Genomic DNA, 21,430 nt, shown 5'->3' with positions numbered 1-21,430 from the left:
AGGATAGAATAGCTAGCTTAAATTTTTTTTAAGTAGGGTCTAAAAGCTATGTAGAAAATGTAGAATACCAGAGCAAACAGGACACCTTCTAAAAGATTGAAAGGCAATACCATACCAAACAAATAATTATTCAGACCCAAAATTTGTTTGATATCAAAGTTTGCAAAGGCTGCATAAACAGGAACAGCGTAAATATAATTGAGAACAATCATTGACACTGTCAAACCGAGTGTACCAACCAATGAAGCAAATACATAATTCTTTAAAGTAGGATTTTTCTTCCATAGAAAGGCCATTGCCAGAACAAAAACTCCAACTGCAACGATATTCATTGGTAAACCAATTAAGGTAGACGGACCAGCATTGTTAAAAATAAATTTTAAAACTGTCCGAATCAATAAGATTGCCCATGCTGCTTTCATATCAAGTAGCAACATGCCTACTAAAATCGGAATAATGGAAAAATCAATTTCCAAGAAGCTTGCCGTTGGAATCAAGGGAAACTTCAAATACATGAGCAGAAAAGAAACTGCCGAAAGGATAGCTATATAAGCCATTTTGCGTGTTTGTGTCATAAAAAAATTCCTCCAATTTTGACAAATTGAAAGAAGCCTCAAAGGTATGAATTGGACTATATCTGCATACGCCAAAAAACCTTCGCCTTCTCCCATCCAGACTCTACTGTCGGTTGTGGAATCACACCACATCAGCTTTCGCTCGCGGACTAATGACAAACGCCTCTGCCAAATACCACCGGTCGGGAATTACACCCTGCCCTGAAGACAAGTTAATCATACCAAAAAAACCTTGTGGAGGCAAGGCTTTTATCTATTTTGTTAACAATATCACATTACTTCAATTTATCCGCTTCATAGGTATGCGTCAACTCCAGACCTACAAAATGCTGTTGGCGCAAGGCTTCATAGACAATCATACAGACCGTATTGGATACGTTGAGGCTACGTACATGCTCGTCATTCATCGGAATTCGCAAGGCTTTTTCAGGATGATGACGCATAAATTCTTCTGGTAATCCCTTGTCCTCACGTCCAAAGAGAAAATAATGAGCTTGGCCGTCATCAAAGTTTTCTTCCGAATAGGTCTTATCGGCAAATTTAGAAATCAAGTGCACCTGACCATCTGCAGTTGCCATAAATTCTTCTAGATTTTCATAAAAGCGAACATCTAGCTTATCCCAATAATCCAATCCTGCACGCTTCATCTTGCGGTCATCGATAGGAAAACCCATGGGCTTAATAATGTGGAGCGGGCTATTGGTTGCCGCGCAGGTACGTGCAATATTGCCTGTGTTTTGTGGAATTTGTGGTTCGAACAAGACGACATGATTGCGAGATGCCATTTCTTGATAAGAAAGAGTTTCGATATTCATAATGTAGCTTTCTATTTTTTACAAAAAAAATGCCACACTGCCCGGAGTCAAGCTCAGCAAACAGCATGGTGAATGACAAGTCATTCACTTAAATCACAACAGGTTTGATTTAAATAAATGAATATCTTGTTTTCAATTATATCACAATTCAGTGACATTTCAAGGAAAATACCCAATAAATTCAGCTATTTTTGTAAAATTTATGACTTATTTTCTGGATAATTTCGCTTGAGAGAAAAATGGTCTGGAACAGGGTCTTCTCCCCCTTCTACAAAGGGATGACAACGCAAGATTCGTGCCACTCCCATGAGCAATCCTTTCAGACCATGCTTGTCCAATGCTTGCAACATATAGGTAGAACAAGTAGGATGATAGCGACAAGCTGGGAGAGTGAGCGGTGAGATAAAACGCTGGTAAAATCGCACCAGCTTTTTTAGAATCCAAACCATTATTTTGTTTTAGTGACAGCCATTGTATGGAGTTGGCTGACTTCTTTTTTATTGAGACGGCGGTATTCTCCTGGACGAAGACCTGTCAAATCAAGGTTCCCAAACTTCGTACGGGATAATTTATCCACCAATAGGCCGACTGCTTCAAACATCTTCTTGACCTGATGATTGCGTCCTTCATGAATGGTCAACTGTACCACAGAGCGATTTTTAACAGGGTCAACCTTGAGGATTTCGTAGACCGCTGGCTTCGTTTTCTTACCATCAATCACGATTCCCTGTGTCAAGGGACGAAGCACTTCCTTGTTGGCAATCCCCTTAATACGCGCTAGATAAACCTTGTCAATCTCATTACGTGGGTGAATCATCTCATCTGTAAAGTCCCCGTCATTGGTCAAAATTAAAACACCAGATGTATCCCAGTCCAAGCGTCCAACTGGATAAATCCGCTCTTTAACAGTTGGCAATAAATCCACCACTGTCTTGCGCCCCTTATCATCTGATACACTTGAAATAACACCACGAGGCTTGTTAAGAAGATAATAAACCTTCTCTTCGTTATAAATAGGCTGACCTTCTACTTCTACCAAATCCCCTGATTTAATGGTTGTACCTAATTCACGGATAACTTGGCCATTCACCGTTACCAAACCTTGCTTGATTAGTTCCTCAGCCTTCCGACGGCTAGCAATCCCTGCATGGGCAATATATTTGTTAATTCTCATCTTGATTTTCTCTTTCTAGAAACAATTCTGTTTCTTGGTCTGTAATTTCCAGACCTGATACATCTGGTAATTCTTCCAGATGATTAATCCCCATGTAGTCCAGGAAATACTCCGTCGTTACATAAAGATTGGGACGTCCGATTACATCCTTTTTCCCATTCTCCCGAATCAGGTCAAAAACCTGCAACTTGCTGATAGCCCCACTCGAATTGACTCCGCGAATCTCATCAATTTCCACTCTCGTGATGGGCTGTTTGTAAGCAATAATCGAGAGAGTTTCCAGCAAGGCACGAGACATGGACTGGTTAATTGGTGTCTTAGCATAAACGTGCAAGAGCTCCGCATAGTCTTTCTTGGTCACCAGCTTATAGTGGTTTGATGTCTCATAGAGCATAAGTCCAGACTCTGCATCGTTTTCATACTTTTGAGCTAATTTTTCTAATTGCTGACCAACCGCTGACGGTTGCATTTCTAGCATTTCTGCTAGGTTGCGCTGTGTCAGACCATCCTCGCCTGCAACGAAGAGCAGAACTTCAATTTCAGCTATTCGACTCATCTTGACTCCTTACTAGGTAAATTTCTCCGAAGTTTTCTTCTTGCTTCACTAAGATTTCCTGCACCTTGACCAATTCCAAGGTGGCTAAAAAAATGGTGATCACTTCGTTCATATCCCGACTTTCCTTGAAGCAGTCGGACAGACTTATTTTTTTCTTTTGTCCAAATCGACTGCGAACCTGATCCATCATATCTTCAATCTTGTATTCATCACGAGCAATGGTCGCATGGGACTGGCGTAATGCTGCCTGCTTTTCAGCCATTACTTTTGAAAAAGCCAAAAAGAGGTCAACTGTCGTCTTATCCTGGGCCAAGGTCACATCATCGTAGACCAATTCCAGCTTGGGCTTGGAAAAATAATTAGCCCGTTCATCATGTTGTTGCCCCATTTTTTCACTGATAAGCTTGAACTTACGGTATTCCTCCAACTGACTCAAGAGAGCCTGCTCGGGATCGTCTTCCTCAGGTATTTCTTCTACCACCTTGGGTAAGAGCCTGCGACTTTTAATCAGCATGAGTTGGCTGGCCATCAGCATATACTCACCTGCAACTTCTAAGCGCATGGCTTGCAGGGTCGCGATATAGGCGAGATACTGCTCAATGACCTCTGTAATGGGCACTTCGTAGATATCCATCTGGTACTTGGAAACCAAGTGCAGGAGCAAATCCAAGGGCCCTTCAAAATCCTTTAATTTAATATCCATTTTTTCTAAATTTTTCCAAGCTCGTCATCGACTTGAGCCCCAATTCTTTGACTAATTCTTCCAGACTTTTCCCCTGCTCAAGAGCATGTAAGATATACTGTTCCCGTAACTTTTGGGCTGTCCAAGTTGGTTGACCAAGAGAAGCCACATATTGGGACAATCGATTGAAAAACCATTGTCGTGAATAAGTATGTCCCTTTTTATCAAAGAGAAAGAGAGCACCTGTCTGATGTTCGAGATAGGGAATGATTTCCTTGGTCAGACTGACCACACGTCTGACCTGGTCTCGCTCCACCGTTAAGACCGAAAAATCTAAGACCAGATCTTCTGAACGAATTCCTGCAATTTCTGCCGGTGTCAAGCCCACCACTGCTATCAAGAGGGCAATCAACTGCCCTTCCTTCAAGTCGCTTTCTAACCAAAGGTCTGATAGGTCTTCTACTTTCAATGCTTGGTTTGTCTGCTTCATGGTTGCCTGCTTGATTTTCAATTTGACAAAGCGATCCAGCTGACCTTCTTCATACAGAAAATAGAGAAATTGATTGACTGCAGACAATTTTCGTTGCTGGGCAGTAGCTTTCAGTTGCTGTAAAGAAGCCAGATAAATTTCCAATTTCCCAGCAGAAAACTGCCCCTCACAAACCTCCCAAAACTGCTGAAGATCGTATTGATAGGCTAATTGTGAATTCTTAGAAAGATTCTTTTGCTGGAGAAAGGTGGAAATTAATTGGTTCATAAAACTTTCTATTTTTCTTCAAAATGAAAATGGTGGACTAGCGCATTGACCGCCTTGAGGATGGATTTTCGAGTAATAATTCCCAAAAACTCCTGATTAGGACCGACAACAGGTAGGAAGGCCTCGTCAATCAGCTCGCGCATAACCTCTTCTAAATCATAATCAGCCGGAACTGTTGGCCCGTCGGTCTTGGCAATCAAAGAAATATCCCGATTCAGTTCATCATCTGATAAGCCATTTTCAAGCTGATAAAGAGAAATTTCTCTGAGACTAATCGTGCCAAAATAGCGATTGTCCTCTGTCACAACAGGGACCCGTGAATAGGTCATGTGGCTAAGAAGGAGCTTGGCATGGTCAATATTATGACTATCTACGATGACAGCTAGTTTTTCTGCTGGCGTCAGAAAGGTTCCTTCTTGTTGCAACAAAAACTCTTTTATCTTAGGTGTAATCATCGGGCAATTTCCTTTGTCAGTGGAGTAAATACTTGATGATTACGGTTGAAGTATTCCACCAAGAAATTTTCGTCCGTCACTGTCACCAAAGCATAGAGGCATTCTCTGATCAGTCCACGTGGTTGACTAACAGAACCTGGATTGAGAAAGAGAGTTCCGCCTCGCACTTCCGCATCAGGCACATGGAGATGACCATAGAGACAGATATCTGATTCCATTTCCTGCGCCCAATAGTCTAACTTCTGCCAACCATAATTGATTCCGAAAAGGTGACCATGTGTTTGGGCAATACGCAGTCCATCCAAGTCTGTCAAAAGTGTATCTGGATAGCCACCAAAGTAGTCACAATTTCCACAAACGACCTGAATCTCGTCCCAAATGGAATCATCTGCTGGCAATTCTGAGTCTCCATTATGAAAAATAGCATCCACTTTTCCTAAGTAGGTCTTTTTAATCTCTTCCACAATCCCACGATCTCCGTGAGAATCACTCATGACTAAAATTCGTTTGCTTGCCATACTGGAAATACCTCCAAGAGTTTGTTCAATGCTTTCGCGCGGTGGGAAATCTTATTTTTTTCTTCCACGGTCAATTCGGCAGAGCGTTTACCCGTTTCTCCAACAATAAAGAGAGGATCGTAGCCAAAGCCGTGCTCACCCTTGGCTTCAAAGGCAATATAACCTTCCCAATCTGCTTCAACCACTAAACTATCTCGTTCAGGCGCTGCAATGACCAAGCAACAGTGAAACTGAGCAGTACGATCTTTTTGCTCGAAAACCATAGACAATTCATGCAAGAGCTTAGCATTGTTGGCTTCGTCTGTCGCATCTGCCCCTGAAAAACGAGCTGACCAAACGCCAGGCAGACCACCAAGTTTATCAACTTTTAGACCAGAATCATCTGCCAAGACCATTTTCCTAGTCAACTGAGCAATGGTTTCTGCCTTGAGTCGAGCATTTTCTTCGAAGGTCATACCTGTCTCAGCTACATCTGGTAAATCTGGATAGTTATTGAGATTTTCAACTTGATAGCCTAATTTTTCAAAGAATGAACGAAATTCCTTGGTCTTGCCTTCATTTTTAGTCGCAATCAGAATGGTATCTCCCAAAGTTTTCTCAGAAAAATTTCTTAGAAAATCAGCTAATTGAATACCGCCGGCTGGTAAGAGAACAGACAAAAGCTGGTCACCCTCTGTTACCAAAACTGTCCCTTGATGACGACGGACTTGGAGTTTTCGGTCAAATTCTTGATTAATCATATCCGTCAAAAATGACAAGAGTTGATAGTCCGAAGCCATTTTGACTACATGAATCTGAACGCTTGGTCCTTCGTCAAAACGTTTATATCCTGTATCTTCTAATACCTTGTAAATCATTTCAGAAATACGAGAAAATGAAGTATCATCAAAAAAACTGGTCACATAAGGATAGTCCCCAAGACTTGCAATAAACCAATTTTCCGCGTCTTTGTATTCGTAAATTTTCTTGGTCATAATGTCACATGCTCCACATCTATTACTGAACCGAGCCAGCTTTCCGCAATTTCTCGAAAGGCTGCCGGACTAGCTGTTGTATAAAATTTATGCCCTTTTTTCTCTGCTGTTCGGCTATGATTAATTTCAAAATAATTGAGCAAGACTGAAATATCCCGCGCGCATTCTGCACCACTGTCAATCAACTTAACACCTTGTCCCATGACATTTTGGATAATAGGACGCAAGAGAGGGTAATGCGTACAGCCCAGAACAAGCGTATCTACCTTGCCTTTCAGCTGTCCTAATGTCTCATAAACCACCTTTTTGGCCAGACTAGACTGGTGAGAATTAGACTCAACAAGAGGTGCAAACTTAGGGCATGCAAGGCTCAAAACCTGCGTCTCAGGGGACAGGTCCTGGATTTTTTGACGATAAATATCTGACTGAATGGTCATAGGAGTTCCCAACACACCTACGTTTCCTGCTCGAGTCGCCTTGATAGCCGCAGAAGCTCCTGGTAAAATCACGCCCAAAACAGGAATATCCAGTGCTTCTTTGACCTCTTCCCAAGCAACAGCTGTCGCCGTATTGCAGGCAAAGACAATCATTTTCACGTCCTTGGTCAAAAGAAAGTTGACCAACTGCCACGTAAACTCACGGATTTGTTCCGCTGGTCGAGGCCCATAGGGCGCTCTTGCCGAATCTCCAATATAGACAATTTCTTCATGTGGAAGCTGGCGCATGAGCTCACGCGCAACTGTCAAGCCCCCCACACCAGAATCCAAAAAACCGATTGGTCGATTATCCATCATTTCCTACTTTCGCTAAAAAAGGACTGGGATGTTCTCCCGAGTCCCATTTATGCTTATTTTTTGCTTGCAGTCTTTTGTGAAGCCTTGATTTGACGAAGTGTTTGTTGCACTTTTGCTTCGCTAGGCTTTTGACCCATTTGGCTCATCATCAAACGAAGAGCATTTTCATCCAAAACTGGCTTGTCCGCGATGTAGTCTTGTACTTGCTTACGTGAAAGGTACATACCCAAAGCCACACCACCAGCCAAAGCTGCCAAAATTAATACAATTGCTAATGCTAAATTCATATTTCTAAACTCCTTGATTTTCTTGTACTATTATATCAGAAAAATCAAAGTTTTCCAAGGTTTTATTATGGTTTTCAATCAGGCTCTTCCACAACAGAGAAATCCATTTGGCGCTTTCTTTATTAGAACTAAGCCGTCCCCTAAATCCTGCTCATTTATTGAAACATCGCAATCTCAATACTGGTGAGATAGTTAGATATTGATTTGTTAAACTTCTCATAGTCCGCCAAGCTGAACTCTTCTCCTACAGCAGCGATGCTAACATCGACATCTGGTACTTGATTATAGAATGTAATGGAGAGAGGAAGACCAAATATTTTGGACATTCCTCGAAAGGTTAGACTGGTACCTTCAGCTATACTTGCTATTTCTGTACTATCAGAAACTCCGATTTCTTGATTACCAACTAGCACTTGAGGTTGTTCATAAAACGGATAAGCCCGTTCTAATCCTTTTAATAATTGTTCCCAAGAAACACGATAGGTCAAGTGCCAGCGAGACATCAGCCAATTATTTTCCTTTGTTACTCCGATTAGTAGCATCTGACAATCCTCCTACTCCTCAAAATCAAAGCCATACAAGGTTGCGAAGTAGTCCTCTGGTGTCTCTGCGCGGCGAATCATGCGGGCTGTTCCGTCTTCTTGGAAGAGGATTTCAGCTGAGCGGAGACGGGCATTGTACTGGTAACCCATGGAAAATCCATGCGCTCCTGTATCGTGAATGACAAGGGTATCGCCCACACGCGCCTCAGAAATTTCACGCCCCTTAGCAAATTTATCATTGTTTTCACAGAGCGATCCAACTACATCCACGACTTCCAGCTGACCAGCAGGATTGGTCATATTGCTGATGTGATGGTAAGAGCCGTACATAGCTGGACGAAGCAAGTTAACCGCAGAGGCATCCACACCCACATAATCACGATAGGTTTTCTTGCGATGAAGCACCTTGGTCACTAGAACCCCGTGCGGTGCCAACATGAAGCGTCCCAACTCAGTGAAAATCTTGATATTTCCAAGACCATTTGGCGTTAGGACTTCCTCATAAACCTTGCGCACACCCTCACCGATGACAGCAATATCATTGGCCACTTCTTCAGGACGATAGTTGACCCCAATTCCGCCAGATAGGTTGATAAAGCTGAGTTCGACTCCCGTTTCTTCCTTGATTTCCACAGCAAGAGTAAAAAGCTGGCGCGCCAATTCAGGGTAATAATCGTTGGTCACTGTATTTGAGGCCAAGAAAGAATGAATACCAAATTCCTTGACACCTGCAGCCTTCAAATCCTTAAAACCTTGGATGAGCTGGGCCCGTGTCATACCAAATTTGGACTCCTCTGGATTGTCCATGATATCCGTTCCCAAAGCAAATACACCACCGGGATTGTAGCGGAGAGAGACCGTTTCTGGTAAGCCAGCTACTTCTTCCAAAAAAGCAATTTGCTCGTAAGCGTCCAAGTTGATAGTCGCACCAATCTCACGCGCATAACGGTATTCTTGGGCTGGTGTATTGTTAGATGAAAACATGATATCGGTAAAGCCCAATTTATGACTCATGAGCAATTCAACCTCAGTTGCACAGTCCACACCGCAGTTTTCTTCCTGTAAAATCTTCAAGATAGCTGGATTGGGCGTTGCCTTGACCGCAAAATACTCCTTAAAACCAGGATTCCAGGAAAAGGCTTGATTGACAGCGCGAGCTTTTTCCCGAATCCCTTTTTCATCATAAAGATGAAAGGGGGTTGGAAATTGATCTGTAATCGATTCTAGTTGCGAAGCTGTGATAAATGGTGTCTTGGTCATAGGTCTCTCCAAAATTCAGAATATTTAGTCATCATTATACCATAAAATGGAAGTTTTCTGCTAAATTCGTCTCAAAATCAAGTCCCGACTTGCATTCTAACTTCAAAGTCTTATAATGGAAGGGTAAAAAATTTATAGAAATGGAGTTATTATGACAGAATTAACACAAAATTTCACCGACAAACTCTACGCTGATTACTTGGCAAATCCAAAATATCAGGCTGTAGAAAATGCTGTTACCCACGCTGGGCTCCTCAAGGCCTTAAAAACTCGCCAAAGCGAAATCGAGACAGATCCTGTCTTTTCAATTGATTTGACAAAAGACGCCGTCTCAAACCAAAAAGCTTCTGGTCGTTGCTGGATGTTCGCAGCCCTCAATACTTTCCGCCACAAACTTATCAGCGAGTTCAAACTGGAAAACTTTGAGCTGTCACAAGCACACACCTTCTTCTGGGATAAGTACGAAAAATCAAACTGGTTCTTGGAACAAATCATTGCAACAGCAGATCAAGAACTCGGTAGCCGAAAGGTCAAATTCCTCTTGGACGTTCCTCAACAAGACGGCGGACAATGGGACATGGTCGTTGCCCTCTTTGAAAAATATGGTGTTGTACCAAAATCAATCTACCCAGAGTCAATCTCATCTAGCGCCAGCCGTGAAATGAACCAGTACCTCAATAAACTTCTCCGCCAAGACGCACAAATTCTCCGCGAAACTCTTGCAGCTGGCGGTGATGTTCAGGCTAAAAAAGAAGAACTTCTTCAAGAAATCTTCAACTTCCTGACTATGAACCTTGGTTTGCCACCGCGCACATTTGACTTTGCCTACCGCGACAAGGACAACAACTTCCACTCAGAGAAAAACTTGACACCGCAAGCCTTCTACGAAAAATACGTTGGCTTGAAACTGGAAGATTACGTCTCTGTTATTAATGCTCCAACTGCTGACAAACCTTATGGTAAATCTTATACTGTTGAGTTACTTGGAAATGTGGTTGGTAGCCGTGATGTTCGCTACATTAACCTAGACATGGACCGCTTCAAAGAATTGGCTATCGCTCAAATGCAAGCTGGCGAGTCTGTCTGGTTTGGTTCTGATGTCGGTCAAATGAGCGACCGCCAATCTGGTGTCATGGCGACAAATACCTATGATTTTGAATCTGCCATGGACATCAAATTAACCCAAGACAAGGCTGGTCGCCTTGATTACAGTGAAAGTCTTATGACTCATGCCATGGTCTTGACTGGTGTTGACTTGGACGAAAATGGCAAAGCGACCAAATGGAAAGTCGAAAATTCATGGGGGGACAAAGTTGGTCAAAAAGGTTACTTCGTAGCTTCTGATGCTTGGATGGACGAATATACTTACCAAATCGTTGTCCGCAAGGAATTCTTGACTGCCCAAGAACTCGCAGCCTATGAAGCTGAGCCAATCGTACTTGCACCGTGGGACCCAATGGGGGCACTTGCAAAATAATCTATCCGTCAATCAGTCACCTCAACGGTGGCTGATTTTTTGCATGCAAAAAGGCCAGGACAAGAGTCCTAGCCTCATTTTGTTATACTTTAACCCAGTGAAATCCAGTGATTGGTTGCTCCGCAATATCAATTTGTCACACTTCCTAATCTCTTGAACCAAAAAGCCGAAGAAGATTTAAGAAAAGGTTGATAAAATCAAGATAAAGCTGGAGAGCCATAGAAATAGCCCATCCTTGATTCACTTGTCCATTTGTTTCTTCAAAAACGTAACGGATACGTTGGTTATCATAGGCAATCAAGCCTGAGAAAATCAAGACAGACACGATTGAAATCATAAAACTCATACCTGAGCTGCTAAGAAACAGATTAACAAGGCTTGCAATGATAATCCCCCAAAGAGCTGCACGTAAAGCCTGACCCATAGCTGATAAATCCTTCTTAGTCGTCGCACCAATCACTGCCATGACTACAAACATAAGAGCTGAGGAAATAAAAGCATTCATGACTGCTGTTTGTGTGTAGAACAGAAGCACAAAACTCAAGGTATAACCGTTCAAAACAGAGTAGCCTAAAAACATAGGTAAAGCTGCTGGACTATTTTTAGCTGCCATGGCTGACGCTGCAAATACTAACCCGATTTCCACCAACATGAGCATCATGATAATACCAGAGCCTCCGCCTCTCAACAAACTAATTGTTGCATCTTGGAAAACTGTCAGCGCCAAAAATGATGTTAGAGCTGACAGACCAATTCCCGCAGCTACAAATCCGTAGATTTTTGCAAAAAAACGATTGAGGCCAACTGTATCGACCTGATTGATAATAAATGGATTGTTATTCATATATTTCTCCTCATTCTTTTTATGGTAATTTCAAATGTCTTGGTTTTCTTCGTTTAAAACGATGTCGTAAAGGCAATGTGGCTTCTCGAACCGCCCAGTACTTATCCACACAAGTGACAATCCAAGTCTCTTTGTAACGTGGTGGAGCGATGGTCGCACCAAACATATGCTTGACGATAATATCTTCTTCAATAGGATTGATATCCGTCAACTTCCTAGCATTTCTTAGGGCAATCCTTGGATGAACCCAAGCGTGACTTTTGGCAAATTTTTGTTCCCGCCAGTCATAGTAAAACAAATCATGAAGCAAGCCACCACGCGCAGCTGACCGAGCATCCCAGCCAAATTTCTTAGCCAGACGATAGCTTGTATAGGATACATTGATAGAGTGCTCTAAGCGATTTGAATAATAATGATGGGTAATATCAATCAGCTTCTGCACCTTAGGTGCCGCCAATAGGTGCCCCACATGTTCCATATATTCTGGATCATTTTTATAAGAAGTCATAGGCCAGCCTCCTTTGCCACTATTATACCACAGTATGGCACAAGCGCCTTAAATAAAGCTGAATAGCAGAATCCCTGCCGCCACAGCTACATTGAGACTTTCCGCCTGTCCCGACATACTGATGTGGACCAATTGGTCTGCCTCATGCGCTACCAAGTTGGAAATCCCCTGTCCCTCATTGCCCATAACGAGAACAAAATTTGCTGGCGCTGAGACCTCTTTATAATCTACCGACTCTTTTGATAGAGTAGTAGCCAGCATCTTCACACCATTTTCTTGGCAAAGGCGGAACAGCTCCTCCGTCGCTAGACGATAGATGGGCAGATGAAAATGACTTCCCTGCATGGAGCGCAGAACTTTGAGATTATAAATATCAGCTGACTTATCCGAGATGAAAACTGCATCATAGCCTGCTGCATCTGCAGTCCGAATCATGGTCCCGACATTCCCAGGATCCTGCACATCCTCTAAAAAGAGAAATTTCCCTTTTAACGCTGTCGGAAGTTCTTGTTCAGGAAGAGAGACTTGAGCCACCACTCCCTGAGGTGTCTGGCTATCTGCTAGGTCGATTAAGATTTCTCTAGAAACCGCGGTCACATTTGTAAGGTCTGCTACCCGATCTACATGGTCTTCCAAGACAAAAATGCGTTCAATCTGAGCACCACTTTTTTGTGCCTCTTCCAATAAATGCCATCCCTCAATCAAATAGGATCTTTTGCGGTATTTTTTCTGGTGTAATTTCTTAGTTTGCTTGACCAGTTGGTTGGCCTTCGAGCGAATAACTTCCATGATTTCCTCTTTTTCTTTGACTATTTCCCATGATATAATAAAGTGAAATACTTGTCAAAAAGAAAGAAGGACTCAAGCATGCATAAGGTAAAAATGATTGCTTCTGGTCGTGTGCAGGGAGTTGGATTCCGCTGGTCTGTCCAATTTTTAGCAGGAGAAATCGGAGATATTTATGGACGAGTGTGGAACAATGAAGATGGTACTGTCACCATCCTCGCTCAATCTGAAAAATCTGAAAAGCTCAGCCAATTTATCCAAGAAGTCCGAAAAGGTCCCTCACGCCTGTCCAAGCTCACCTATCTCGATGTACAATTAGCCAACTTCTCTAACTACCATGATTTTAAGGTGCAATAACCATCTTTAACTTGTATATTTTCCTCAAAAACAGTAAAATAGAAGGTATCTTGACAAAAAAGGAAGAGAAAAGTGAAACAATCTAAACGTTTATTTTTATCGGGCATGGCCCTCTCAATGTTAGTATTCTTATCTGGCTGTGTACAGCAGAAAAATGGTGTTCCAACTGGTGAAGGCTGGGTTTACAAGTTCTTGGTGGAGCCAATGGGGCATCTCATCAAGTTCTTCGCGGTTAACCAAGGACTCGGATTTGGTCTTGCTATCATCATCGTAACCCTCCTTGTTCGTACATTGATTTTACCACTTGGTGTTTATCAGTCTTACAAGGCTAGCTACCAATCTGAAAAAATGCGCTTCTTGAAACCAATCTTGGACCCAATTCAACAACGCATGCGCAATGCTAGCACCCAAGAAGAGCAAATGGCTGCACAGCAAGAATACATGGCTGCACATAAAGAACTCGGTGTCAGCATGTTCGGCGGTATGGGATGCTTACCAATCCTCATCCAAATGCCTTTCTTTACAGCTCTTTTCTACGCTGCTAAGTTTACTGAAGGTATTGCAGATGCAAACTTCTTTGGTATCGACTTGGGCGAACGTAGCTTGATTCTCGTGGCTATCGCAGGTGTCCTTTACTTCTTCCAATCCATGTTGATGACAGTCGGACTTGACGAAGAACAAAAGAAACAAATGCGCTCTATGCTCTATATCAATCCGATTATGATTGTTATGTTCTCGATTTCTGCTCCTGCTGGTGTGACTCTTTACTGGGTAGTCGGCGGTCTCTTCGGTATTATCCAGCAAATCTTGACAACCTTTATCATCAAGCCAAAAATTCGTAAACAAATTGAAGAGGAATTTGTAAAAAATCCTCCAAAACTATCAAAAACAGCAACTGTCAAAACAGCTGAACCAATCATTGACCAAGCTATCATCGCACCTAAAAAAGAAAAGCGAAACGCTGGCAAACAACGTTCAAAATGATACTTACCGAGGCTTAGACTAATGTCCAGCCTCTTTTGCCATCCTAGATCTTCATTACAAAAAGAAGCAAACTTAGGAAGTTGCTTCTTCTTTTTATATGGAGTTCTTAGTAAGAGTAGTCAATTAGTTGATTGCTGCAAGCTCTTGCAAAGTACGTGTGTAGCCTTCCAAAAGTGACAACTTCGTATTGACATCATTGCTCACTAGAACATTGTCATAGTTAACAGCTCCCTCAGATAGAAGGTTGTCAAATTGTTGTGCAATGACACGACCTTGTGTGCTTGCTTCATCATATGTTGCATAGTAGTCTTCATTATCAAAACCATACAGCTTATTTTTAACAATATTAAATTCACTAATCGCATCGTTCAACTTATTAACAAGTTCTTGTCCAAGTTGTTCTTTACGATCTTCCAAGTTTGCTCGTAAGACATCCAAGCGGTCTGTTGCACGTATCAATTCCGCTTCTGAAACAGCTTTAGAATCACTCAAGGCTGCTTCCAATTCTTTGAAGACTTTATTTCCCTCCGCAATCAAACCTGCTGCAGTTTCGTCAAAGTTATAATAGTGCATACGATTACGCATCTCAGCAAATTCTGTCATCACACGGTCTGCTTCTGCCTTATAGTAGCTAGAAAATTCATTCTTAATAACTGGCTCTGAAACTTCAACCACTTCTACTACTTGAGTAGCTACTTCAACTGAAATCGCTTCTACTTTTATTGGATTACCTCCCTCATCCAAATCATAGTAAACCTCTTTAGGAGAAACTGGCTGACCTTTTGAACTATCAATTGTTTCTCGCAACGAATCCCATTTTTTATCGATTTGTGATATTTTATCTGCATAATTTTGATTTGAAATTCTTGAATCAATCTCTTTTTGATATTCTTCAATCATAGGAATCTCAATTTTTTTGTTTAATTGAGTATATTTATTGTAAATGAATTCAAGATCTTTAATTTTATCATCAACTGCTTTAATTGTTGGCAAATCTTCTGCTAAAACAACTCTGTTCTTCGTAACAACATTGACAGTATCTTTATTTTTATCTAAAGCAATTTTATATTCTAATCTTAGTTCTTCAGCATTAGGAGTAGTTTGAATTAACGTCTCAAGTTTTTTTGCTGTACCATTCAATTGTTTCACTTTCGAAGTATATTCTGTCTCGTAATAAGTTGTATAAGAAATTAATTTCTGAAAGTTTTTAGAATGATGATCAAAATATCGATAAAATTCATCATAATAGCCATAGTCTAAGCGGCCTTGCATATATCCCATAGAAAGATTATTTTTAAAGTAAAGCGGGAAAGTAATTAAGTCTAAATTTTCAATTTGAATCTCAACGACATTATCAGCAAACTTGCAAATTGCTCTCTCTAAATTCTGAATCAACTGGGCATACTGTTTATGAGTTAGACTAGCAACTTGGTTTTCTTTCTTGGCTTTCACCTTATCAGTCTCTAAACTAACATTTTCTGTAACGTTGACATTTTTTAAATAATCATGGTGACTTAAAATAGTTTTCTTCAATTCTTCAACGCTTGTTTTATAGGCAGGATGAGAAAACTCTTCTTTAGAAAATAAATATCCACCCAAACCAAGCAAGAAATCAATTTCTGTTTTCTTTTGCTCAAAATATCCTCCAACATGATGCCCATAATTTAATGATTCCATTTGTGAGGTCAAAGTTTTGACTTCATCTTCATAATAATTTGTCACCGCACTTGCTGGTTGGGCCATTCCAAAAGCTGTGACGGCTAAGGATAATACTGCGACAGATTTGAGTGTAATTTTTTTCATTCTTTTCTTTTTCTCCTATAATTTTATTTTTAATTGTCAGAATGTAGTTGCAATGTTCGGATCTCGCTTGAACACTTTTCGTATTCTAGCGGAATTTGTTTTAGAAAACAATCAAAATCTTCCAGATTAATACATTTATTACCTTGTATAAAGGTTCTTTAGTTTATCTTAATCTTGTTTTGAAAGACTAAATCCTATTCTATCAACACTTCAACCATTTCTCCTATTCTTCTTAAACCCCAAAACCTTTCAATAACAGTCATTATCTATCACTTTATGTATCTTTCTGAATAATATTACAGAATACATCAAAACCACTATACAAAAAAGAAGACCGACTGATCTTCTTTTTTACTTATTTTGTCTTCTCTACCTTAAGGATTTTGATATCGTAGCTTCCTGCTGGAGTTTGAACAGTTGCTACTTCACCTGTCTTCTTACCAATCAAAGCTTGGCCAATCGGACTTTCATTTGATACTTTGTTTGCAAAAGCATCAGCACCTGCCGCACCAACGATATGGTAAACTTCTTCGTCAGTTTCTCCAACTTCTTGAACTGTTACTGTTTTACCGATAGCCACTTCATCTTTTGCAACTGCATCGCTATCAACGATTTCCGCGTAACGGATTTTTGTTTCAAGAGTTGAGATTTGGCCTTCTACAAAAGCTTGCTCGTCTTTAGCTGCTTCGTATTCGCTATTTTCTGACAAGTCACCGTATGAACGCGCGATTTTAATACGTTCTACGATTTCTGGACGACGGACCAATTTCAAGTCTTCGAGTTCTTGCTCTAATTTCAATTTTTCTTCCAAGGTCATTGGATAGGTTTTTTCTGCCATTATGATTTCCTTCTCTCTATTTCTGAAAACAAAATTATGCGGGAAACCCACATAACTTTGTTCAATTCTTTTAGTTATTAATCTGACTGTTTACATAGGTTGCAACGTTTTGTTCATGTTGCTCCAAGGTTTCAGAATAGTAAACAGTACCAGTTTTAACATCAGCTACAAAGTAGTAATTATTTGTTTTGTTTGGGTTAAAGGTCGCTTCGATTGCTGCCTGACTTGGGCTATCCACTGGACCAGGCATGAGGCCTGTATTGGTGTAGATATTGTAAGGCGAATCAATATTGGTATCAATTGTCGCATCTTCTGCCAATGTTGTTTTCTCACCTAATTTACCCATTGCATAAAGAATTGCAATGTTAGACTGCAAAGGCATGCCTGCGTTGATACGATTGTAGAAGACTCCTGCAATGGTACGACGGTCTTCGTCTGTAGAACCTTCTTTCTCAACCAATGAAGCCATGGTCAAGAGGGAATTAACGTCCAATCCCTTGGCTGCTAATTGATCATAGTAAGGTTTCAGACGCTCATCCATAGCCGCAATCATTTTTTCAACCATTTCTTCTACGGTTGTTGAATCCGTATACTCATAAGTCGCTGGGAAAAGGTAGCCTTCCAAACGATAAAGAACACCACTATCTGCTGCTGGGAGGCTAGCAAATAATTTTGGATAGGCTGCGGCCATTTTCTGGATAAAGGCCTCGTCTGCTACCAATTTCAAGAAATCTTCTGAAGTAAATGGTGTCTTGTCATCTGTCTTCTTAGTGTTGACATTGTTCGTCATAGCTTGGGCGATTTGTTTGATGGTTGAACCCTCAATAATTAAAACTTTACCAGCAATCGGCTCTTGAGGAGTTGCTGTTCCGCTTTCCTGCAAGGCTTTAGACAATTCGTCAACTGACATAGATTGGGACAAATTGTAGAAACCACTTTGGAAGTTATTGTAACTCTTTAACTTGGCATAGTAGTTAAAAATCGTTGCATTCTTAATCAAATTGTTTTTCTCAAGAATTTTACCGATCTCAAGTGTCGTAGAACCTTCTGGAATCTCAATTTGAAGTGCCTTTGTCGCCTTAGTATTGATTGGCTCGAGACTTAATTTGACATAGGCATAGCCTGCCACACCTGTTAGCACCACTGCCAACAAGACAACTGTTACAACGGTCATCACGATACGCGTTGCTGTCTTTTCTTGTTTTTTGCGGTGTTGTTTAATAGACGCACGACTTCTTGCATGCTTACGGCTTGCTTTTTCGCTCTCTTCTGCTACTGAAACTGGAGATACGAGTGTTTCTTCCAAAGTAGTTGTAGCTTCTGCCAGCGCGGCTTCATGCCCTTCCATTGAGAAATGATGTACAACTGTCGCATCCAAATCTTGCTCTTCTGAAAGAACTGGTACAACCTCTTCTACTGCTGGAATCTCTGATGCTACTTCCTCATTGTCTACAGCTGAAATTGGCTCTGCCACTTCTTCTCGTTCAAAGTTTGGAACGACTTCTTGGATCTCAGTTGCAGTTTCAATAACTTCCTCAGGAATTTCTTCTACTGAATCTTCTGAAACTTGCTCAACCAAAGGTTTTTCTGAAGTTTCTTCAAGTAACAAATCAGCTGCTTTAGCTGGTGTTTTGTCCATTTCTACACGGTCAACATCAAAACGCTTTCTCAAATCATCAACAGAAGGCATGGTCTCTTCTGCTGGTTGTTGTGCTAGACGTTCCTGTTTCAATTGTTCCAAATCTCGTAAAATCTGGTCCCGAAACGAGGATTTTTGTGTGTCTTTGTTTTCTAAGTTATCTGCCACACTTATTCTCCTTTCACACAATTACATGATATTATATCCTAAATAGGCTATAAAAGCAAGAAGAACCTTACTCTGATGGGCTTTCCCAGTACATTTCCACCCATTCTTCACCACCTAATTGGGACGACGAGAGACCCATTTCAGAAAATCCATTCATTTGGTAGTAGGAAATCAATTCTTCCTTACAAGTCAGACAAATCCCTTTAAAATGAGCAGCTACAGCAACTTCCTTGAGCGCAGCCAATAGGAGAGTCCCTAGCCCCTGTCCCTGATATTTTTTTGCAATTGATAAACTAGAAATCCCCAGATAAGATAAATCTCCCTTAGGCAAGGCAGTTTGTTCAAAAACAAAGTCCGTCAAACTAGATTCTGGCATAGGCGTCGCCAGTAAATGCCCCGCAACAACTCCCTCATCCTCTACTAACAAACAAGTCTGACCCAGATGTTCCACATAAAAAGACAAAACTTCACGTGCCATGCATTCCTGAGGCGGAAAATTCCCTTCTTCTAAGGCAATAATCGCCGGCAAATCAGCTGCTGTTACAAAACGTATTTCCATATTCTTTTCTCCATAGAAAGAACAGACAGCTGTTGGCTGCCTGTTTCAGTTTTATTGTACGTTGTTTGCAAGGTTGGACAAGAGTTGTTCAAAGGAATACTCATAAGATTGGATGTCGCCTGCTCCCATGAAGACATAAACTGCATTTTCATGATCCAAAAGTGGAGATGTATTTTCTACAGTGATGACTGCACCTTTTTTGTTAATCTTAGCCGCCAAATCTTCCACCTTGACTTGACCATTATCTGTTTCACGGGCTGAACCGTAGATTTGTGCCAAGTAAACAGCGTCAGCGTCGTTCAAAGCGCCAGCAAATTCATCCAAGAGAGCAATCGTCCGTGTGAAAGTATGTGGTTGGAAGACTGCTACGATTTCCTTACTTGGGTATTTTTGACGAGCTGCATCAATGGTCGCAATGATTTCTGTTGGATGGTGGGCGAAATCGTCGATAATCACTGTTCCATTGACTACTTTTTCAGTAAAGCGGCGTTTCACCCCACCAAAAGTCTTCATATGCTCTGCAACGAGTGCCAAGTCAAAACTAGCTACGTAAAGGTTCGCGATAACTGCTGTCGCATTCAAGATATTGTGACGACCAAAGGTCGGAATTTGGAAAGTACCCAATTCTTCTTGGCCATGACGAACTTTAAACGTTGAGCCAGTCGTTGAAGGCTGCAAATCATAAGCTACAAAGTCATTTTCCTCACCAAAACCATAGTAGTAAATTGGTGCTTCTGCTGTAATCTTGCGCAATTCAGCATCTTCTCCATAGACGAAAAGACCTTTAGTCACTTGTTTTGCATAGTCATTGAAAGCGTTGAAGACATCTTCTAGACTTGTGAAATAGTCTGGATGGTCAAAGTCCACATTAGTGATAATGCTGTATTCAGGATGATATGGCATAAAATGGCGTTCATACTCATCCGATTCAAAGACAAAATACTGAGCATTGGCCGAACCACGTCCTGTTCCATCACCAATCAAGTAACTAGTATCCGTGATATTTCGCATCACATGGGCTAAAAGACCGGTTGTTGATGTTTTTCCGTGAGCTCCTGCCACCCCAAAACTTGTGAATTGGCGCATAAATTGGCCTAAAAATTCATGGTAACGTTTGTAAGTGTAACCTTGAGCATCTGCGTAAGCAATCTCAACATTATTATCTGGACGGAAGGCGTTCCCTGCAATGAGTTCTACATCAGCAGAAATATTTTTTTCATCAAAAGGCAAAATGTCAATGCCTGCTTGCTCCAAGCCACGTTGTGTAAAATAATATTTCTCAACGTCACTTCCTTGAACATTATGACCCATTTGGTGTAACATGAGCGCAAGTGCACTCATTCCTGAGCCTTTAATTCCGATAAAATGATAGGTTTTGGTCATTCCATACCCTCTTCCATATGTGTTAAATTCAATTCCTGCGCAACTTGACGTTCCCGTCTCACTTGGCGTTCAGGATAATCATAAACTTGGCTGCGTTTCAAGAAATCATAAGAATTTCGTTGAAGGGGAGCCTCTTCTTTTGCCCGATCTTCTTTTTCCAAAGAATAAACCGCAGGCATGTCTGCTAAAATATAGCTATCTTGACGCAGTTTATCTGCTAAATGACTCAAATGTGTCATCTTATGCTCTGCTACTAAGGGCGCGGTCACTGGTTGACGAAGGGGCTTATGTAAACTAAGCTTTTCATCCTGTAGATACGCAGCTGATTTTTTGCGTTTCAAGTCTTCACGCGCCTGCTCACGCGCCAACTGTCCCTGTGTTTTCTCAGAATAAACTGCACGAGGTGGTGTCGGACGTTGGAGACGTTCTCGTCTTGAATAGCCACTTGGCTGACTAGAAAAGAGCGGTGGCAACAAGTCTTCTTGAGCAACTTCATGAGTCACTTTTTCTACACCAACCGGCTGACTAAAATCCTTGTCTTGATAAGGCCCTTTGATATTGCTGATGAGGTCTGATTCATCATAGAGAGTCATCTGCGGCGCTGGGCCAACTAGAACTTCATCATCCGCAATCAAGGGAAACATATTCTGTCGTCTCGTCATACACTTTTCCTTTCAATCTAGTATTATAGCATA

26 protein-coding genes and 1 riboswitch are annotated in these 21,430 nt (G+C 41.3%); of the genes, 3 read left to right on the top strand and 23 right to left on the bottom strand.

All coding sequences use genetic code 11. The annotated features are described in order from the left end of the window. Positions 1-17: 17 nt before the first annotated feature. From ACHUFA_RS01260 to ACHUFA_RS01195, 14 genes are all read right to left on the bottom strand, one after another. Entirely contained in the window at positions 18-575 is a 558-nt protein-coding gene (locus ACHUFA_RS01260; RefSeq protein ID WP_222346984.1) for an ECF transporter S component, read from the bottom strand. Positions 576-655: 80 nt separating this feature from the next. Continuing rightward, positions 656-788: riboswitch (FMN riboswitch) on the bottom strand. 62 nt (positions 789-850) lie between these two features. Continuing rightward, positions 851-1,390 carry a tRNA (cytidine(34)-2'-O)-methyltransferase gene (locus ACHUFA_RS01255; protein WP_222346985.1) on the bottom strand — a complete coding sequence of 180 codons (540 nt, stop codon included), beginning with the start codon at positions 1,388-1,390 and terminating at the stop codon, positions 851-853. A gap of 200 nt (positions 1,391-1,590) precedes the next feature. Continuing rightward, entirely contained in the window at positions 1,591-1,839 is a 249-nt protein-coding gene (yidD, locus tag ACHUFA_RS01250) for a membrane protein insertion efficiency factor YidD (protein WP_222346986.1), read from the bottom strand. Beyond that, positions 1,839-2,564 carry a pseudouridine synthase gene (locus ACHUFA_RS01245; RefSeq protein WP_394404679.1) on the bottom strand — a complete coding sequence of 242 codons (726 nt, stop codon included), beginning with the start codon at positions 2,562-2,564 and terminating at the stop codon, positions 1,839-1,841. Before ACHUFA_RS01245 ends, yidD begins: the two co-directional genes overlap by 1 nt. Then, positions 2,554-3,120 (bottom strand): SMC-Scp complex subunit ScpB, encoded by a 567-nt coding sequence (scpB, locus tag ACHUFA_RS01240; RefSeq protein WP_222346988.1) that lies wholly within the window; start codon positions 3,118-3,120, stop codon positions 2,554-2,556. The genes ACHUFA_RS01245 and scpB overlap by 11 nt, the downstream gene beginning before the upstream one ends. After that, entirely contained in the window at positions 3,104-3,823 is a 720-nt protein-coding gene (locus ACHUFA_RS01235; RefSeq protein ID WP_222346989.1) for a segregation/condensation protein A, read from the bottom strand. The genes scpB and ACHUFA_RS01235 overlap by 17 nt, the downstream gene beginning before the upstream one ends. After that, positions 3,813-4,559 carry a site-specific tyrosine recombinase XerD gene (gene xerD, locus ACHUFA_RS01230; protein WP_222346990.1) on the bottom strand — a complete coding sequence of 249 codons (747 nt, stop codon included), beginning with the start codon at positions 4,557-4,559 and terminating at the stop codon, positions 3,813-3,815. The genes ACHUFA_RS01235 and xerD overlap by 11 nt, the downstream gene beginning before the upstream one ends. Positions 4,560-4,567: 8 nt before the next feature. Then, positions 4,568-5,014, bottom strand: a complete 447-nt coding sequence (gene cbpB, locus ACHUFA_RS01225; protein WP_394404678.1) for a cyclic-di-AMP-binding protein CbpB — start codon at positions 5,012-5,014, stop codon at positions 4,568-4,570. Beyond that, positions 5,011-5,532, bottom strand: a complete 522-nt coding sequence (locus ACHUFA_RS01220; RefSeq protein WP_222346992.1) for a metallophosphoesterase — start codon at positions 5,530-5,532, stop codon at positions 5,011-5,013. Before ACHUFA_RS01220 ends, cbpB begins: the two co-directional genes overlap by 4 nt. Continuing rightward, positions 5,511-6,506, bottom strand: a complete 996-nt coding sequence (locus tag ACHUFA_RS01215; RefSeq protein ID WP_394404677.1) for a nucleoside-triphosphate diphosphatase — start codon at positions 6,504-6,506, stop codon at positions 5,511-5,513. Before ACHUFA_RS01215 ends, ACHUFA_RS01220 begins: the two co-directional genes overlap by 22 nt. Then, complete coding sequence (gene racE / locus ACHUFA_RS01210) at positions 6,503-7,297, bottom strand: glutamate racemase (protein WP_222346994.1); 795 nt, start codon at positions 7,295-7,297, stop codon at positions 6,503-6,505. Before racE ends, ACHUFA_RS01215 begins: the two co-directional genes overlap by 4 nt. A 56-nt stretch (positions 7,298-7,353) precedes the next feature. Next, a complete protein-coding gene (locus ACHUFA_RS01205) occupies positions 7,354-7,587 on the bottom strand; it encodes a YneF family protein (RefSeq protein ID WP_222346995.1) in 234 nt (77 codons plus the stop codon). Positions 7,588-7,742: 155 nt separating this feature from the next. Next, the gene (locus ACHUFA_RS01200; protein ID WP_222346996.1) at positions 7,743-8,129 is read right to left on the bottom strand and encodes a hypothetical protein; all 387 of its coding nucleotides are present in this window, start codon (positions 8,127-8,129) and stop codon (positions 7,743-7,745) included. A 12-nt stretch (positions 8,130-8,141) separates the two neighbouring features. Next, positions 8,142-9,389, bottom strand: a complete 1,248-nt coding sequence (locus ACHUFA_RS01195) for a diaminopimelate decarboxylase (protein WP_222346997.1) — start codon at positions 9,387-9,389, stop codon at positions 8,142-8,144. A gap of 151 nt (positions 9,390-9,540) precedes the next feature. On the opposite strand from ACHUFA_RS01195, the gene pepC reads away from it, so the two are divergent. Continuing rightward, positions 9,541-10,866 (top strand): aminopeptidase C, encoded by a 1,326-nt coding sequence (gene pepC / locus ACHUFA_RS01190; protein ID WP_394404676.1) that lies wholly within the window; start codon positions 9,541-9,543, stop codon positions 10,864-10,866. A gap of 145 nt (positions 10,867-11,011) precedes the next feature. Here the strand turns inward: pepC and ACHUFA_RS01185 are convergent, their stop codons facing one another. The 3 genes from ACHUFA_RS01185 to ACHUFA_RS01175 are packed head-to-tail and all read right to left on the bottom strand — an operon-like array spanning position 11,012 to position 13,007. Beyond that, positions 11,012-11,710 (bottom strand): Bax inhibitor-1/YccA family protein, encoded by a 699-nt coding sequence (locus tag ACHUFA_RS01185; RefSeq protein ID WP_394404675.1) that lies wholly within the window; start codon positions 11,708-11,710, stop codon positions 11,012-11,014. A 19-nt stretch (positions 11,711-11,729) separates the two neighbouring features. Beyond that, a complete protein-coding gene (locus ACHUFA_RS01180; RefSeq protein ID WP_394404674.1) occupies positions 11,730-12,218 on the bottom strand; it encodes an HD domain-containing protein in 489 nt (162 codons plus the stop codon). A 48-nt stretch (positions 12,219-12,266) separates the two neighbouring features. Then, positions 12,267-13,007 (bottom strand): TrmH family RNA methyltransferase, encoded by a 741-nt coding sequence (locus ACHUFA_RS01175; RefSeq protein WP_222347001.1) that lies wholly within the window; start codon positions 13,005-13,007, stop codon positions 12,267-12,269. 78 nt (positions 13,008-13,085) lie between these two features. Between ACHUFA_RS01175 and ACHUFA_RS01170 the strand changes: the two genes are divergently transcribed. Continuing rightward, positions 13,086-13,361 carry an acylphosphatase gene (locus tag ACHUFA_RS01170; protein WP_222347002.1) on the top strand — a complete coding sequence of 92 codons (276 nt, stop codon included), beginning with the start codon at positions 13,086-13,088 and terminating at the stop codon, positions 13,359-13,361. 72 nt (positions 13,362-13,433) lie between these two features. Then, complete coding sequence (yidC, locus tag ACHUFA_RS01165) at positions 13,434-14,345, top strand: membrane protein insertase YidC (RefSeq protein ID WP_222347003.1); 912 nt, start codon at positions 13,434-13,436, stop codon at positions 14,343-14,345. 123 nt (positions 14,346-14,468) lie between these two features. On the opposite strand, the gene ACHUFA_RS01160 is transcribed toward yidC, so the two are convergent. From ACHUFA_RS01160 to zapJ, 6 genes are all read right to left on the bottom strand, one after another. Then, positions 14,469-16,148: a hypothetical protein gene (locus ACHUFA_RS01160; RefSeq protein WP_222347004.1), complete on the bottom strand. Its 1,680-nt coding sequence runs from the start codon at positions 16,146-16,148 to the stop codon at positions 14,469-14,471. Between the two features lie 355 nt (positions 16,149-16,503). Next, positions 16,504-16,986, bottom strand: a complete 483-nt coding sequence (greA, locus tag ACHUFA_RS01155) for a transcription elongation factor GreA (protein ID WP_222347005.1) — start codon at positions 16,984-16,986, stop codon at positions 16,504-16,506. Positions 16,987-17,056: 70 nt separating this feature from the next. Beyond that, positions 17,057-18,793, bottom strand: coding sequence for an endolytic transglycosylase MltG (gene mltG, locus ACHUFA_RS01150; RefSeq protein WP_394404673.1), 1,737 nt, complete (start codon positions 18,791-18,793; stop codon positions 17,057-17,059). A 67-nt stretch (positions 18,794-18,860) separates the two neighbouring features. Beyond that, a complete protein-coding gene (locus tag ACHUFA_RS01145; RefSeq protein WP_222347007.1) occupies positions 18,861-19,352 on the bottom strand; it encodes a GNAT family N-acetyltransferase in 492 nt (163 codons plus the stop codon). A 51-nt stretch (positions 19,353-19,403) separates the two neighbouring features. Further along, a complete protein-coding gene (gene murC, locus ACHUFA_RS01140) occupies positions 19,404-20,735 on the bottom strand; it encodes a UDP-N-acetylmuramate--L-alanine ligase (RefSeq protein WP_222347008.1) in 1,332 nt (443 codons plus the stop codon). Next, positions 20,732-21,397, bottom strand: coding sequence for a divisome accessory protein ZapJ (gene zapJ / locus ACHUFA_RS01135; RefSeq protein ID WP_394404672.1), 666 nt, complete (start codon positions 21,395-21,397; stop codon positions 20,732-20,734). The genes murC and zapJ overlap by 4 nt, the downstream gene beginning before the upstream one ends. Positions 21,398-21,430 lie beyond the last annotated feature (33 nt).

The sequence above is a fragment of the Streptococcus hepaticus genome (genome assembly GCF_043656315.1).
In the GTDB taxonomy this organism is placed as follows: domain Bacteria; phylum Bacillota; class Bacilli; order Lactobacillales; family Streptococcaceae; genus Streptococcus; species Streptococcus hepaticus.
This window is presented reverse-complemented; position numbering and strand designations above follow the sequence as displayed.

Coding starts and splice junctions, on each gene's coding strand:
- zapJ (WP_394404672.1), bottom strand. CDS start 21,397: ATGACGAGACGACAGAATATGTTTCCCTTGATTGCGGATGATGAAGTT.
- ACHUFA_RS01170 (WP_222347002.1), top strand. CDS start 13,086: ATGCATAAGGTAAAAATGATTGCTTCTGGTCGTGTGCAGGGAGTTGGA.
- ACHUFA_RS01185 (WP_394404675.1), bottom strand. CDS start 11,710: ATGAATAACAATCCATTTATTATCAATCAGGTCGATACAGTTGGCCTC.
- ACHUFA_RS01215 (WP_394404677.1), bottom strand. CDS start 6,506: ATGACCAAGAAAATTTACGAATACAAAGACGCGGAAAATTGGTTTATT.
- greA (WP_222347005.1), bottom strand. CDS start 16,986: ATGGCAGAAAAAACCTATCCAATGACCTTGGAAGAAAAATTGAAATTA.
- ACHUFA_RS01145 (WP_222347007.1), bottom strand. CDS start 19,352: ATGGAAATACGTTTTGTAACAGCAGCTGATTTGCCGGCGATTATTGCC.
- ACHUFA_RS01220 (WP_222346992.1), bottom strand. CDS start 5,532: ATGGCAAGCAAACGAATTTTAGTCATGAGTGATTCTCACGGAGATCGT.
- ACHUFA_RS01175 (WP_222347001.1), bottom strand. CDS start 13,007: ATGGAAGTTATTCGCTCGAAGGCCAACCAACTGGTCAAGCAAACTAAG.
- cbpB (WP_394404678.1), bottom strand. CDS start 5,014: ATGATTACACCTAAGATAAAAGAGTTTTTGTTGCAACAAGAAGGAACC.
- ACHUFA_RS01180 (WP_394404674.1), bottom strand. CDS start 12,218: ATGACTTCTTATAAAAATGATCCAGAATATATGGAACATGTGGGGCAC.
- pepC (WP_394404676.1), top strand. CDS start 9,541: ATGACAGAATTAACACAAAATTTCACCGACAAACTCTACGCTGATTAC.
- ACHUFA_RS01160 (WP_222347004.1), bottom strand. CDS start 16,148: ATGAAAAAAATTACACTCAAATCTGTCGCAGTATTATCCTTAGCCGTC.
- ACHUFA_RS01205 (WP_222346995.1), bottom strand. CDS start 7,587: ATGAATTTAGCATTAGCAATTGTATTAATTTTGGCAGCTTTGGCTGGT.
- racE (WP_222346994.1), bottom strand. CDS start 7,297: ATGGATAATCGACCAATCGGTTTTTTGGATTCTGGTGTGGGGGGCTTG.
- ACHUFA_RS01235 (WP_222346989.1), bottom strand. CDS start 3,823: ATGGATATTAAATTAAAGGATTTTGAAGGGCCCTTGGATTTGCTCCTG.
- murC (WP_222347008.1), bottom strand. CDS start 20,735: ATGACCAAAACCTATCATTTTATCGGAATTAAAGGCTCAGGAATGAGT.
- ACHUFA_RS01200 (WP_222346996.1), bottom strand. CDS start 8,129: ATGCTACTAATCGGAGTAACAAAGGAAAATAATTGGCTGATGTCTCGC.
- ACHUFA_RS01195 (WP_222346997.1), bottom strand. CDS start 9,389: ATGACCAAGACACCATTTATCACAGCTTCGCAACTAGAATCGATTACA.
- xerD (WP_222346990.1), bottom strand. CDS start 4,559: ATGAACCAATTAATTTCCACCTTTCTCCAGCAAAAGAATCTTTCTAAG.
- yidD (WP_222346986.1), bottom strand. CDS start 1,839: ATGGTTTGGATTCTAAAAAAGCTGGTGCGATTTTACCAGCGTTTTATC.
- ACHUFA_RS01260 (WP_222346984.1), bottom strand. CDS start 575: ATGACACAAACACGCAAAATGGCTTATATAGCTATCCTTTCGGCAGTT.
- ACHUFA_RS01255 (WP_222346985.1), bottom strand. CDS start 1,390: ATGAATATCGAAACTCTTTCTTATCAAGAAATGGCATCTCGCAATCAT.
- ACHUFA_RS01245 (WP_394404679.1), bottom strand. CDS start 2,564: ATGAGAATTAACAAATATATTGCCCATGCAGGGATTGCTAGCCGTCGG.
- scpB (WP_222346988.1), bottom strand. CDS start 3,120: ATGAGTCGAATAGCTGAAATTGAAGTTCTGCTCTTCGTTGCAGGCGAG.